At 67.2% G+C, this 12,695-nt stretch carries 20 protein-coding genes; 12 read left to right on the forward strand and 8 right to left on the reverse strand.

Annotation, left to right across the window (positions count from 1 at the left end):
* Positions 1-46: 46 nt before the first annotated feature.
* The 3 genes from BMX17_RS18215 (at position 47) to BMX17_RS18225 (ending at position 2,025) form a co-directional block, all read left to right on the forward strand.
* Positions 47-880, forward strand: coding sequence for an aldo/keto reductase (locus tag BMX17_RS18215; protein WP_092662757.1), 834 nt, complete (start codon positions 47-49; stop codon positions 878-880).
* Positions 881-980: 100 nt separating this feature from the next.
* On the forward strand, positions 981-1,754 hold the full coding sequence (locus tag BMX17_RS18220; RefSeq protein ID WP_092662759.1) for a hypothetical protein: 774 nt from the start codon (positions 981-983) through the stop codon (positions 1,752-1,754).
* A gap of 79 nt (positions 1,755-1,833) precedes the next feature.
* Positions 1,834-2,025, forward strand: a complete 192-nt coding sequence (locus BMX17_RS18225) for a DUF7333 family protein (RefSeq protein ID WP_092662761.1) — start codon at positions 1,834-1,836, stop codon at positions 2,023-2,025.
* Positions 2,026-2,042: 17 nt separating this feature from the next.
* On the opposite strand, the gene BMX17_RS18230 is transcribed toward BMX17_RS18225, so the two are convergent.
* The 5 genes from BMX17_RS18230 to BMX17_RS18250 all read right to left on the reverse strand — a co-directional run bounded on the left by BMX17_RS18230 (position 2,043) and on the right by BMX17_RS18250 (position 5,249).
* Complete coding sequence (locus BMX17_RS18230) at positions 2,043-2,555, reverse strand: DUF7122 family protein (protein WP_092662763.1); 513 nt, start codon at positions 2,553-2,555, stop codon at positions 2,043-2,045.
* Complete coding sequence (locus BMX17_RS18235) at positions 2,552-3,457, reverse strand: RsmB/NOP family class I SAM-dependent RNA methyltransferase (protein ID WP_092662765.1); 906 nt, start codon at positions 3,455-3,457, stop codon at positions 2,552-2,554. The genes BMX17_RS18230 and BMX17_RS18235 overlap by 4 nt, the downstream gene beginning before the upstream one ends.
* Before the next feature lie 162 nt (positions 3,458-3,619).
* Positions 3,620-3,904, reverse strand: a complete 285-nt coding sequence (locus BMX17_RS18240) for a hypothetical protein (protein ID WP_092662767.1) — start codon at positions 3,902-3,904, stop codon at positions 3,620-3,622.
* A gap of 65 nt (positions 3,905-3,969) precedes the next feature.
* The gene (locus tag BMX17_RS18245) at positions 3,970-4,299 is read right to left on the reverse strand and encodes a DUF6114 domain-containing protein (protein WP_092662769.1); all 330 of its coding nucleotides are present in this window, start codon (positions 4,297-4,299) and stop codon (positions 3,970-3,972) included.
* A gap of 32 nt (positions 4,300-4,331) precedes the next feature.
* A complete protein-coding gene (locus BMX17_RS18250; RefSeq protein WP_092662771.1) occupies positions 4,332-5,249 on the reverse strand; it encodes an SDR family NAD(P)-dependent oxidoreductase in 918 nt (305 codons plus the stop codon).
* Between the two features lie 158 nt (positions 5,250-5,407).
* On the opposite strand from BMX17_RS18250, the gene BMX17_RS18255 reads away from it, so the two are divergent.
* From BMX17_RS18255 to BMX17_RS18265, 3 genes are all read left to right on the forward strand, one after another.
* Entirely contained in the window at positions 5,408-6,139 is a 732-nt protein-coding gene (locus tag BMX17_RS18255; RefSeq protein ID WP_092662773.1) for a proteasome assembly chaperone family protein, read from the forward strand.
* Between the two features lie 102 nt (positions 6,140-6,241).
* On the forward strand, positions 6,242-7,006 hold the full coding sequence (locus tag BMX17_RS18260; protein ID WP_092662775.1) for a DsbA family protein: 765 nt from the start codon (positions 6,242-6,244) through the stop codon (positions 7,004-7,006).
* Complete coding sequence (locus BMX17_RS18265; protein ID WP_092662777.1) at positions 7,003-7,548, forward strand: hypothetical protein; 546 nt, start codon at positions 7,003-7,005, stop codon at positions 7,546-7,548. Before BMX17_RS18260 ends, BMX17_RS18265 begins: the two co-directional genes overlap by 4 nt.
* A gap of 30 nt (positions 7,549-7,578) precedes the next feature.
* Here BMX17_RS18265 and BMX17_RS18270 read toward each other — a convergent pair whose 3' ends face one another.
* Positions 7,579-7,833: a hypothetical protein gene (locus BMX17_RS18270; protein ID WP_092662779.1), complete on the reverse strand. Its 255-nt coding sequence runs from the start codon at positions 7,831-7,833 to the stop codon at positions 7,579-7,581.
* 5 nt (positions 7,834-7,838) lie between these two features.
* A complete protein-coding gene (locus BMX17_RS18275) occupies positions 7,839-8,279 on the reverse strand; it encodes a hypothetical protein (RefSeq protein WP_092662781.1) in 441 nt (146 codons plus the stop codon).
* Between the two features lie 127 nt (positions 8,280-8,406).
* Between BMX17_RS18275 and BMX17_RS18280 the strand changes: the two genes are divergently transcribed.
* The 6 genes from BMX17_RS18280 to BMX17_RS18300 all read left to right on the forward strand — a co-directional run bounded on the left by BMX17_RS18280 (position 8,407) and on the right by BMX17_RS18300 (position 11,468).
* Positions 8,407-8,766 carry an ArsR/SmtB family transcription factor gene (locus tag BMX17_RS18280; protein ID WP_092662783.1) on the forward strand — a complete coding sequence of 120 codons (360 nt, stop codon included), beginning with the start codon at positions 8,407-8,409 and terminating at the stop codon, positions 8,764-8,766.
* Positions 8,763-9,038, forward strand: coding sequence for a DUF7521 family protein (locus BMX17_RS18285; RefSeq protein WP_211611390.1), 276 nt, complete (start codon positions 8,763-8,765; stop codon positions 9,036-9,038). The genes BMX17_RS18280 and BMX17_RS18285 overlap by 4 nt, the downstream gene beginning before the upstream one ends.
* Before the next feature lie 49 nt (positions 9,039-9,087).
* Complete coding sequence (locus BMX17_RS26340; protein WP_170845471.1) at positions 9,088-9,234, forward strand: hypothetical protein; 147 nt, start codon at positions 9,088-9,090, stop codon at positions 9,232-9,234.
* A gap of 60 nt (positions 9,235-9,294) precedes the next feature.
* Positions 9,295-9,750 (forward strand): ferritin-like domain-containing protein, encoded by a 456-nt coding sequence (locus BMX17_RS18290; protein ID WP_092662785.1) that lies wholly within the window; start codon positions 9,295-9,297, stop codon positions 9,748-9,750.
* A 69-nt stretch (positions 9,751-9,819) separates the two neighbouring features.
* Complete coding sequence (locus BMX17_RS18295) at positions 9,820-10,941, forward strand: pyridoxal phosphate-dependent aminotransferase (protein ID WP_092662787.1); 1,122 nt, start codon at positions 9,820-9,822, stop codon at positions 10,939-10,941.
* A gap of 140 nt (positions 10,942-11,081) precedes the next feature.
* Complete coding sequence (locus BMX17_RS18300; RefSeq protein WP_092662789.1) at positions 11,082-11,468, forward strand: DUF8159 domain-containing protein; 387 nt, start codon at positions 11,082-11,084, stop codon at positions 11,466-11,468.
* Here BMX17_RS18300 and BMX17_RS18305 read toward each other — a convergent pair whose 3' ends face one another.
* On the reverse strand, positions 11,469-12,650 hold the full coding sequence (locus BMX17_RS18305; RefSeq protein WP_092662792.1) for a redox-regulated ATPase YchF: 1,182 nt from the start codon (positions 12,648-12,650) through the stop codon (positions 11,469-11,471).
* Positions 12,651-12,695 lie beyond the last annotated feature (45 nt).

Consider the following 12,695-nt stretch of genomic DNA (forward strand, 5'->3'; position numbering starts at 1 on the left):
CGGTTTCACAACGGTTTTGCACGCGGCACCCATTCCTCCAGTGACTATGACCCCCCAACTCGACTCCGAAAGTGTCCCGCGAGCCAGCGGGATGCCGATGCTCGGTCTCGGAACCTGGCAGAACGACGACGAAGACCAGTGTGCCGAGAGCGTCCGGACCGCACTGGAGACGGGCTATCGCCACATCGACACCGCACAGGCCTACGGCAACGAGGACGCCGTCGGCCGCGGCATCGCCGAGGCCGACGTGGACCGCGAGGACGTGTTCCTCGCGACCAAGGTGTGGATCTCGGAACTGTCCCACGACGACGTGATCGAGAGCACCGAGGCGAGTCTCGACAAACTCGGCGTCGACTACGTCGACCTGCTGTATATCCACTGGCCGGCCCGCGAGTACGACCCCGAGGGGACCATCTCGGCGTTCAACCAACTGTACGACGAGGGCAAGATCGAACGCTTCGGCGTCTCGAACTTCGAGCCCGACCACGTCAAACAGGCCCGCGAACACGCCGAGATGCCCGTGTTCGCCAACCAGGTGGAGATGCACCCCCTCCTGCCCCAGGAAGACCTCCGCGAGTTCGCCGCCGACACCGACCTCGAACTGGTCGCCTACTCGCCGCTGGCTCGCGGACAGGTGTTCGAGAACGACACGATCGTCGACATCGCGGAGGCTCACGACGCCAGCCCCGCGCAGGTCAGTCTGGCGTGGCTCCGCGAGAAGGGCGTCACCGCCATCCCGAAGGCCACGAGCGAGGCCCACATCCAGGACAACTGGGAGAGCGTCGGACTCGAACTCGATGCCGAGGAGATCGACCGGATCGACGCCATCGAGGCGCGGGATCGGCGGGTCCACCCCGACTTCGCGCCCGACGCCTGGTGAGCGGTCGGTCGCGGTGATCGTCAGCCGGGAATGCAGTCCTGCTGACACCCGTCTGACGAGGCCAGAATGATTATACACCCCGCGTCGTTACCCGGCGCACATGGCAGCGGGACGCGCGTCGGGCGGCGGTGTCGTCGACGATATCCGCTTCGATCTCCGGCGGATGCACGAGACCTGGATGGAGCTGTTCTTTCCGCGTCAGCGCAACGCTTCGAGTTCCGTCCTCGGGAAGTGGGAACCGAAGACGGCCCGGGAGAAACTGACCTACAACACCTGGTACTACCTCGGGATTCCGATCATCGGACTCGTCTACCCACTCGTCTTGTTCGGGGTGATCCTGCGCTTCCAGAGCCGGCGGCTCGACAGCGCGGCGCTCCGGCTCGGTACCGTGGGCGTCGTCGCCCTCTTTCTCGTCCTCTGGGGTGGGCTGACAGCGGCGTCGTACGTCCGGTTCGACGGGCTCACGGAGGGCTTCTTCGCGGTCGCGGCGGCCTCCGGCGTCGCCGTGATCGCCGCCGCGCTGGCGGTCGGCTTCCGGGTGATCGGCGGGCGGGTGACGACGGTCGTGTTCGCCTGGCCGTTCGCGATGACGGCGATCTTCCTCCCGCCGATCGTCGCGGCGCTGTACTCGCCGACGGTCGCGGAGGTCGTCCTCCCGCGGAGCGAGAGCCTCGCAATCTGGCTCCTGGAGAACCCCCTCGACTTCGCCGACGTGAACGCGTACCTCCGGACCCGGTACGACCTCGAAGGGATCGCCTTCGCCGGGATGTGGTTCGGCATCTCCGTCCCCGTCGGATGGGTCCTGGGCATCCTGGTGACGCTTGCCGACCTCGTCCGGCCCAAAGCCGACAGCGGCGACGACGGCGACGACTGACCGCCGAGGTGGTCCTTGGCCTGCGGACCGACCCGCCGGAAGCACAATCCTGATTTCCGTCGCTTCCTATCGGTCACGTATGGAGTTCGACCTCGCGAAGACGCTGGCACTGTTCGCGGCGTTGATCGTCGTCGGCGTGGGCGCATTGCTCGTCGCGCCGATGATGGGTACCCGGACCGTTCTGATGATGGTTCTCCCATCGATGGCCGTCTTCGGCGGGATCTGTCTGTTCCTCGGCGTCAAACACGGTGAGTATCGCGCCGGGTACTGATCCGAACCCGCCCGGTCTCAGAGGTCTCGCCGCCGCCCCTTCGGGATCTGTGAGCGCAGTTCGCCGTGCAGATAGAGCCCGACACCGAGCGGTTCGGTCTCCCCGGCGATGTCGTGGGTGGCGATCAGGTACCCCCAGTCGCCGTCCCACGGGACCTCCTGATCCTCGCCCGCGACGAACGCTTCCGCCTGCTCGCGAGTGAGATCGATCACGTTCCGCTCGGCCCGGTGACCGAACCGCTGGACCGCGTTGGTCGTCGGTTTCCAGTGGTCGCCACGGGTCCGCAGGACGCTCATGCCGAGCCCCTCGACCCGAACCGGCGACTCGGTGTCGGCGTGGAAGGCCCACACCTTCCCGCGCCCTTTCTCCCAGAAGGTGTAGTCGGCCAGGTAGTCCCGGCCGATTCCGAACCGTTCGTCCCACCAGTCCAGTACCTCATCGCGAGTGGGCTGGTCCTCGTGGATCCGGTCGTCGGGATCGGTCGGCAGGCGGACGAACGTCTGGCCGTCGTGTTCGCGATCGTCGCTCATCCGGTCACCTCCAGTTTCGCACAGAAGAACCCACCCGTGTCGTTGTGGTGGGGGTAGATGCGTTTGGCCTTCCGGACCGATTCGTCGAAGGTCTCGCCCTCGAACGCGGTGACTCCGGGCACGTGGTCGAGGGGGAGGTCGAACTCGACCAGCCGGCAGTCCTCCGCGCCGAGGACGTGATCGAGGACGGCCTCGTTCTCCTCGGGGGCGAACGTGCAGGTCGAGTAGACGACGTGGCCCCCCTCCCGGACGGTCTGGACCGCGCGGCGGAGGATGCCCTTCTGCGTGCCGGCGATGCCCTCGACGTGTTCGAGCGTCCACTCGTCCAGCGTGTCGGGGTTCTTCCGGATGGTGCCTTCACAGGAACAGGGCACGTCGACCAGCGCGGCGTCGTACGCCTTCGCCTCCCAGGGTTTCAGCGAGTGGTTGCGCGCGTCCTCGCGGGTGACGGCGACGTTGGTGACGCCGAGCCGTTCGGCGTTGCTCCGGAGTGCGGAGATCCGCCCGAGGTTGTTGTCGGTGGCCACCAGCAGGCCGCGGTCGTCCATCAGCGCCGAGAGCTGGGTGGTCTTGCTCCCCGGGGCAGCACAGGCGTCCCACACGCGGTCGCCAGGGTCGGGATCGAGAACGGTCGCCGGGACGACCGAGACCTCCTCCTGCCCGTGGAGCCAGCCGTGGTAGTACGGCCAGTTCGCCCCTGGCTGGGTGTCCAGTCTGAACAGCCCGGCGTGCCACCCACAGGGTTCGACGCCGATCCCCTCGGCTTCCAGGGCCGCCCGCGCGGTCTCGGGCTCGGTCTTGATCGTGTTGACGCGAACCACCGACGGCAGCGGGCGCTCACAGGCCGCACGGAACGCCTCGAAGTCGTCGATCAGCGGTTCGTAGCGGTCCAGTACCTCCATTGGCCGCCCGTTCGCTCCCGGCAGTAAAAACGTCGGTCATCCCGACTCGGGAGACTCGACCAGCGGGAGAGTCTCCGAACGAGCGAGCGGGGAGTGTGCGGTCTTCGACCGCGACTCGAACGGGCCAAGCCCGTGAGAGCCAGCGACTCGACCAGCGGGCGGTCAGTACGCTTCGCTCTCGATGTCTTCGAGGTGGGCCTGCAGGTCGGGGAACTGCTCGACGTCGGCGAAGCCGTACTCGGCTCCACCGTAGAACGACTCGGGGATCTCGGTCTCGACGAGGACGCTCTCGGCGTCACCGTCGACGTGGTTGACTTTGTCGAGTGGCACCAGCCGGACCGAATCCTCGTCCGCTCGCACACAGACGACCAGTTGGTCCCGGAACAGGACGGCGTCGAACGCCTGCGGTTCGTACTCCGACGTGGTGAAGAGGGTGATCGAGCCCATACGGGACGGACGAGTCCGAGACACAAAACCCTCTCGCGGGCCGAGACACGTCCCGGTCGGCCCGGTCACCCGGCCGACGGCTGCCAGGCGACACAGAGGCTCCCGCCGACGACGCCGAGCAGGAGGCCGACGAGGAGGCCCCCGAGTGCGCCGAACACGGACAAAAGGGAGAGGACGATGGCGACGACGCCGAGTTCTGTCGTGAACGAGGGCAGGAGAGACGCGGCCACGCCGACGACGACGAGTGCCCCGCCGATCCCGAGACCGACCGTCGGGGCACCGTCGGCCCCGAAGATGGCGAGGACGTCACCGAGCAGGAGCGGCACCGCGCCGATCACGACCCCGGCGAGGACGACCACGAACGGCCCGGCGACGGGGCCACGGCTCGTACCCATACCGACACGTCCACGTTCGCACGGAAAACCTTTCAGGCGCACTCGGCGAGCGGTTCGTCGATGCCCAGCAGGTCCGCACTGCGCTTCCAGAGGTCGCGCTGGGCGGTTTCGTCGCGGGCGTCGGGTGCGGGGCGGCGCTCGCGACAGCGCGCGTAGTACTTGCCGGTGGTCCCCTCGACGTCCTCGGACGCGGCGAGGTAAGTCATGGTCGCGGCCCCGTCCTCGGGCGAGTCGGTCAGGGGCACCTCGTCGAGCAGGTCGCCGAACTGCTGGATCGGTCCCGGAAGCGTCCGCGAGAACTCGCTGCCCGGAATGATGCCGGGGTGGAACGAGTTCGAGGTCACGTCGCTCCCGGCGATGTCCAGTCGCCGCGCGAGTTCGTTCGCGAAGTGGATGTTCGCGAGCTTCGACCGGCAGTAGGCCGCCCACTCCGAGAACGGACTCGGTTCGATCAGGGCGTCGAGGTTCAACGAGGAGACGCGGTGGCCGATGGAGGCGGTCGTGACGACGCGGGCGTCCGGGGCGAGCGTGTCGAGCAGTTCCGTCGTCAGCAGGAACGGCGAGAGGTGGTTGATGTGGAAGTTCCGATCCACGCCGAGTTCGGTCGTCTCGCCGTCCTCGAACAGCCCGCCGGCGTTGTTACAGAGCACGTCGATCTCGTCGACCGACGCTTCGACCTCGGCGGCCATCTCCCGTACCGCCTCCAGGTCGGTGTAGTCGGCCGAGACGAACTGGGCGTCCGACCCGAGATCGGTTAGTTCCCGGACGGCGCTCTCGCCGGCCGCCCGGTCGCGCCCGTGGACGATCACGTCGGCACCGAGTCGCCCCATCGCCGTGGCGGCCTGCCGGCCGACGCCGCTGGTCGACCCGGTCACAAGCACTGTCTGTCCGGACAGATCCACGTCCTGTACCCCCGCCTTCACTTCCGGATCCCGTTCCCCGAGTATCATCACCCGTCACTACCACACAAATGCACATAATATTCGTGGAATTCCTCGCGGAGAGAACTCCTGTCCATCCCTCGGGGACCTCTGGATGTCGATCCGGCACTCGACCGCAAGACGGCGACCCCCAGGAACTTTTATTCGCTCCCGTCCCATGCTCCGCTATGGCACACGTCGAAGTCCACGGCGACCGCTCGCTGGAATCCCCGGTCCTGATCGAGGGGCTCCCGGGCGTCGGACTCGTCGGGAAAATCGCGACCGACCACCTCGTAGACACGTTCGACATGAGTTACTACGCGTCCTGTCGGTGTGAGGGACTGCCCGACGTGGCCGTCTACCACGAGGGCGACCCCGCCGTCGAGCCGCCGGTCCGGATCTACGCCGATCACGAGCGGGACCTGCTCGCCCTCCAGAGCGACGTGCCCGTCTCCCCCAGCGACGCGACGGAGTTCGCGGCCTGTCTCTCGGGCTGGATCGACGAGCAGGACGCCCTGCCGCTGTATCTCAGCGGGCTCCCGGCAGAGAAGGACGGGCCGCCGAAACTCCACGGCATCGCGACCGGCGACGCCGGCGACCTGCTCGCCGAGTACGACATCCCCGCCCCGCCACAGAGCGGGCTCATCAGCGGCCCGACCGGGAACCTCCTCTCGCGGGCCGAACAGGACGACGTCGACGGCCTCGGGTTCGTCGTCCAGTCCAACGCCCAGTTCCCCGATCCCGAGGCGGCGCGCACCCTCTTGCTCGACGCCATCGCTCCCGTCGCGGGGATCGACGTCGACACGCAGAAACTCGTCGACCAGGCCGAAGAGATCGCCCAGGCCCGCCAGCAACTCGCCCAGCAGATGGGCCAGGCCGGCGACGAGAGCTCTCAGGCCCAGCCCATCGGCTTCCAGTGACCGGAACGCGACGGCTGGTGCCGTAGCCGCCCGCGTGGCCGGTCTTTGCAGACTCAGCAAATCGCCGGACGGTCTATGTGAGCCCCGCCACGACAACGACGTATGGCAGGTCCGGATTCATCGACGACACGCCGCGCCATGCTCGCTGGCATGGGGACGGTCGTCGCCGGCGGGGGGATCGTCTACGGCGCGTCACGTCTCGAGGGCGACAGCGCCGACGGATCGGCGTCGAACGAATCGAACGAATCGAACGGCGCGCAGTTACACAGCAGTACCGCGACGACCGGCTTCGGGATCGACCTCGGGGGGCACCCGATCCTGGGCGCGATGGACGCGCCGGTCGACGTGTACTACTGGAGCGACTACCAGTGCCCGTTCTGTCGCCGGTTCGAGCAGAACACCTTCCCGCAACTCGTCGAGAACCACGTTCGTCCGGGGACCGTCCGCTACGTGTTCATCCAGTACCCCTATCTCTCCGAGTCGTCGACGACCGCTGCGATCATGGACCGGTGTGTCTGGCGACAGGTCCGTGACGCCGACCCCGGCCGCTACCTGGACTGGCACTCGGCGATCTTCGACGCACAGGGAACGAAAGGCTCGGGCTGGGCGTCCAGAGAGAACCTGCTGGAGATTACGGCCGGCGTCGAGGGTGTCGACGCGGACGCGGTCGGGACGTGCATGGACGAGCACGGCACGGAGATCGAGGCGGAGATCGACGCGGACGTCCAGCAGGCCAGACAGTTCGGGATCCGGGGCTCGCCGGCGTTCGTCCTCTACAATCGCGAGGCCGACAGGGCGGGGAAACTCGTCGGCGCACAGCCGTACGACCGGTTCGATTCGGCGATCGACAGGGTGAAAGACGCGTGAACGAGACCGTCGCGGCACACGCCACGCGGTTCGTCGAGGCCGTCGGCTACCCGTTCACCTCGGCCGGGCGCACGCTCGCCACGGTCGGGTTCGCAGCCGTGACCTACGCCCTGTTGATCCTGTCTTCGTTCCCGACCTACTCGATGCAGATGCTCGCCGCGGGCCCGGGCTACCTCGACGACGCGGTCGTCGCACTCACCGCGAACACGTACGCCTCGGTCGGCACGCTCGCGCTCGCACTCACCGTCGTTTACGCCGTCGTGACCGGCATTGCCATCACGACGGCGATCGGCCGCATTCGCCACGCCGGCGAGGTGAGCGCTCGCGGCCTGTCCAGCGTCCTCCCCGGTCTCCTGGCCTCCGGCTGTGCGAGCTGTGGGGCCGGCCTCCTCGGCACCCTCGGATTCGTCGGTGCGCTCTCGACGCTCCCCTTCGACGGGAACCTCCTCCGGCTGGCCGGACTCCTTCTCCTCGTGGCCTATCTCTCCCGGCTCGGCGATCCGCGCTACTGTGCGATGCCGTCCGCGACCGGCGGCGAGTAGTCGGGCACGGAACCGACCGGACCGACCACCTCACTGCTCACAGCAGGTCGCGTCGGTGCGGTGTCGCCACACGACGGCGACGAGCCCGACCGTCAGCGCCGAAACGGCGACGCGAACGACGCCGCCGCCCAGCGCCGCGGCCGCACCGCCAGCGACTGCACCGCCCGCGGCTCCGGTCGCCGCCGGCGCGGCGAACAGACAGCAGAGACTCACTGCGCCACCGACCGCCACGAGCGGCCACCGTGCGTCCGACTCGTCGTCGCCCTCCGCAGCCGCGTCCGACATCGGTCTCAGTCGGCCCCCGAACCCGTCGACGGCTGGGTGGCACAGTCCGCACAGGACCGCCGGGACCGAACGTAGAGCAGGCCAGCGAAGACGACGACGCTCACCGCGCCGATCACGGGGCGAAGCGGGTCGAGATAGGTCATCAGGGCGGAACTACTGAACAGCGCCAGCAGGATGGCGTTACAGATCGGACAGCCGAACGCGAGAAAGCCCAGCGCTGTCCCGGCGGCCGCGGCCCCGTCGTCACCGCCGTCGGGCGTCCGCTGGTACGTGTAGAGCGCGAGCGCGCCCGCAGTCAGCGTCAGGAACAGGTAGTCCAGTCCCGTCCGCGGGACCATGCGGACGTAGAGAGGATTCGGAATCAATCCGGTGACGACCTCGAAGAGGACGAACGTGCCGGCCCCCACCGTCAGCGCTTTCAGGACGCGCATACGAGAACGGTTCATACCCCTCGTTCGTCGGTAGCCGACTAAAGCGGACTGGCTCTTTGCAGTCTTGTTCGGAATGTGCATTTCTGTTGTCGGTGATCGACGAACCACCGACGCTTTGGTTCTGGGTGGTCTCCATCGGGACATGGACGGTGGCGAGAACGCGTCGATCCCCGAGGTACTTCAGATCCTCGCGGACGACTACTCGCGGCGCATTCTGCTGGCGGCCGACGAGGAGCCACGGACGGCCAAGGACCTCAGCGACATCTGTGACGCCTCCCTCGCGACGATCTACCGTCGTGTCTCGACGCTACAGGACTACGAACTCGTCGACGAGCGATCGACCGTCGACGACGACGGTGCCCACCGCCGGAAGTACGAGACGACCCTCGAAGCGCTTCACGTCGAGATGGACGACGGCGAACTCGACGGGGCGGTCAGGACCCGTGACGAACTCGCGGACAACTTCACAGACCTCTGGTCGAACCTCCGGGATCGCACATGATCGACGCCCCCGTCCTCCTCGTGAAACTCGTCACGCTCGTGCTGGCGCTCGTGGTCGCGTCGCTGGCCTACCACGGCTACCGGCGCAGCGGGAACGAGCCGATGCGCTTCGTCGCCGTCGGGTTCGTGTTCATCGGCGTCGGCGCGATCTGTGAGGGGTTGATCTACCGACTCTTCGGCACGTCGCTGCTGTCGGCGGCGCTCGTCCAGGCCGTCGTCGTCTCCAGCGGGATGGTGTTGATTCTGGCGTCGCTGACGCTGGGCGAGGAGTGATCGCCGCCGCTTCGCAACCTTCACCCGGCTCCCGGGTGGACGATATTCCATGACCGACACTGACGACGCCGTAGATCGGTTCCTGGCCGAAGCGGAGACCGTCTTCGAGGAGTACGATCAGGGCTACATGAACCCGGACGTGGCGCTGGAGCGTTTGCGGGGGCACATCGAGGATCTCGACGAGGCGACCGACTGAGAGCCAGCCCTTCTGTCCGCTTGGTTCGTGTCTAAGTACCTGGCGACCCAAGAGGGAACCATGACGAACGACGAGGTAATCGACCTCCTTCAGAAAGCGTACAGCGACGAGATCGAGACCGTCATGAACTACATGACGAACTCCATCGTGCTCGACGGTGTGAGTGCCGAGGAAGTCAAAACGAGCCTGCAGACGGACATCCAAGAGGAGCTGAACCACGCGGAGATGCTCGGCCAGCGGCTGAAACAGCTGGACTCGCGCCCGCCGGGCTCGGCGGAGTTCGAGGCGCGCCAGCACTCGTTGCAACCCCCCGAGGATTCGACCGACGTACTCAGCGTGATCGAGGGCGTCCTCGACGCGGAGAACGACGCCATCGAGACCTACCGCAAACTGATCGACGCCGCCGAGGACGCGAACGACCCGGTGACCGAAGACATCGCGGTGACGGTCCTCGCCGACGAGGAAGCCCACCGCACGGAGTTCCGCGGATTCCGCAAGGAGTACCGGCAGGACTGACGGTCCGGCACTCCTGCCACGGCCCCCGAATCCGCTACCATTATCGGGATCGGCCTCCGGGAGTAGGGTATGACGGAGTTTTCCGACCGGATCGAGCAGGTGTCGATCTCGGGCATCCGCGAGGTGTTCGAGGCCGCCGGCGAGGACGCGATCAACCTCGGCCTGGGCCAGCCGGACTTCCCCACGCCCGACCACGTCCGGCAGGCCGCCGTCGACGCCATCGAGGCAGGTGAGGCCGACTCCTACACCTCCAACAAGGGGACACGGGAACTCAGAGACGCCATCTCGGCGAAGTACGACCGTGACTACGACCTTCAGGTCGACCCCGAGAACGTCATCGCCACCGCAGGCGGGAGCGAAGCCCTCCACGTCGCGCTGGAGGCCCACGTCGACCCGGGCGACGAAGTGATCTATCCGGATCCCGGCTTCGTCTCCTACGAGGCCCTGACCCACATCGCGGGCGGTGAGCCGAAACCGATCCCCCTGCGTGAGGACCTGACGATGGACCCCGCCACCGTCGAGGAGGCGATCACCGACGACACCGCCGTCTTCGTCGTCAACTCCCCGGCGAATCCGACTGGGGCGGTGCAGTCGCCCGACGATATGCGGGAGTTCGCTCGCATCGCCGACGAACACGACGTGCTCTGTCTCTCCGACGAGGTGTACGAACACATCGTCTTCGAGGGAGAACACCGCTCTCCCCTCGAATTCGCCGAGACGGACAACGTCGCCGTCGTCGGTGCGTGCTCGAAGACCTACTCGATGACGGGCTGGCGGCTCGGCTGGATCACGTCCAGCGAGCGCCGGGTCGAGCGGATGCTCCGGGCCCACCAGTACGGGCAGGCCTGTGCGACCGCCGCCTCCCAGCACGCCGCCGAGGCCGCACTGTCGGGGCCTCAGGACCCCGTCGACGAGATGGTCGCGGCCTTCGAGGAACGGCGCGACGTGTTGCTGGACGGGCTGGCCGATATCGGTCTCGACTGTCCCACCCCGGAAGGCGCGTTCTACGCGATGCCGACGGTGCCGGACGGGTTCGTCGACGAGGTGATCGACCGCGGCGTCGTGGTCGTCCCCGGCGACGCCTTCGGCGAACACGGCGCGGGGTACGCGCGCATCTCCTACGCGGTGGACGTGGAGACGTTGAAAGACGCACTGGAGATCATGGACGACGCGGCCACGGCAGTTCGGTAATCTCGGCCGCCCGCACCCGCCGAAATTGCTTTCTGACCCCTCCAGTCGGTAATAATCAACTTTCTTAAAAATAAGGGGGCATAGCCGGCATCACCCCTACCGGGGAGCAGGTCTTCTCGTGTCATACGGGAAGGGGTCACATGCCGACGTTTCAAAAAGCAATCTCCAGAGCACTGGACGTTACCGAGGCGGAACTCGAATCGCTGGTCGTCGCCGACGACGCGATGTCGCTGGGCTATCGTGTCACGGACACCGACGACCCAGACGCCGTGACCGAGCGGGTCGCGGCCGTCGCGAGCGCGTATCTGCTGGCGGTCCGCGACGGCGCGGGCCGACCGCAACTGACGGTCCACATCTACGCCGGTGAGGCCGCCGTGCCCACGGCGTCGTATGTGATCGACGCCGACTGGGCGCGGGCAGCCATTCTCGGCGACGTGAGCCACAGGGAGTACCTCCAGCGCGTGCTGGACACGCTTGCCTCTCGCCAGCAGCGAGCGGCCGGGAAAATCGAGATCGCCGAAGCCTGATTACTTCGCGGAGCTGACAATCTTGATGACGTCGCCCTCTTCGAGTTCGTGGTCATCACCGATCTTGCGGCCGTCCTTTGCGTCGACCGCGTGGAGGTACCCGTCGCCGATGTCGGAGTGGACGGCGTAGGCGAGATCCGTCGGCGTCGAACCTTCCGGGAGCAGGAACGCGTCGGGCAGGACGTTCCCGGTGCCGTCGGTCCACTTGCTCTCGTTTTGAACCGGATAGGCCGTCAGGTGATCGAGCAGGTCGTACACCGCGGTGTTCAGCGACTGCTGGACCCCGGTGCCGCCCCACTCCTGCATGACCTCGCGGATCCGTTCGAGCCCTTCGGCCTGCTCGTCGCTCACGTCGCCGACGATCTCGAAGTCCGGGTCGCCGGGGTCGTAGTCGACGATACCCGCCTCGGCCCCGTTGCGAAGCGCCAGCTCACCGTCGGCGGTCGCGGGCACGACGTACTCGGCGGCCTCCCGGAGGCGCTCGACGTTGCCCTCCGGCGCGATGTCGGCCTTGTTCGCGACGACGACGATGGGCTTGGTGCGCTGGCGGATCTCACTCGCCAGCGCCTCGCGGTGCTCGTCGGTCCACTGGATCGGGTCCTCGGGATAGTCGAGCTCCCGGAGGGTCCGGGCCACGTCGAGTTCCGTCGCGCCGACGCCCGTGAGCATCTCCGCCAGCGCCTCGTCGATCTTGAAGTCCGGCGAGCGAGACTGCCGTTCGACCGACTCCCAGTTGCGGTCGACGATGCTCGCCAGCCAGAGGTCCATCTCCTCCTCCACGAAGTCCACGTCCTCGACGGGATCGTGTTCGCCCACCTCGACGGGTTCGCCCTCCTCGTTGGTGCCGCCGGAGGCGTCCACGACGTTGAGGATGGCGTCGGCGTTCGAGAGTTCGTCGAGAAACTGGTTGCCCAGTCCTCTGCCCTCGTGGGCACCGGGGACGAGGCCGGCCACGTCGAGCAGTTCGACGGGGACGTAGCGTTTGCCCGCCCGGCAGTGTTCGTCGCCACAGCGCTCGTCGCGGGTCAGGCAGGGACAGTCCGTCCGCACGTAGCTGACGCCGCGGTTGGCGTCGATCGTCGTGAAGGGGTAGTTGCCGACGTCGACGTCGGCCCTGGTCGCGGCCGTGTAGAACGTCGACTTGCCGGCGTTTGGTTTGCCGGCGAGAGCGACCGAAAGCATACCCCGAGATACCCGGGATGGGTGGAAGGGGCTTTCGGTTCCGGG

It is taken from the genome of Halorientalis persicus, from assembly GCF_900110215.1.
Lineage (GTDB): Archaea > Halobacteriota > Halobacteria > Halobacteriales > Haloarculaceae > Halorientalis > Halorientalis persica.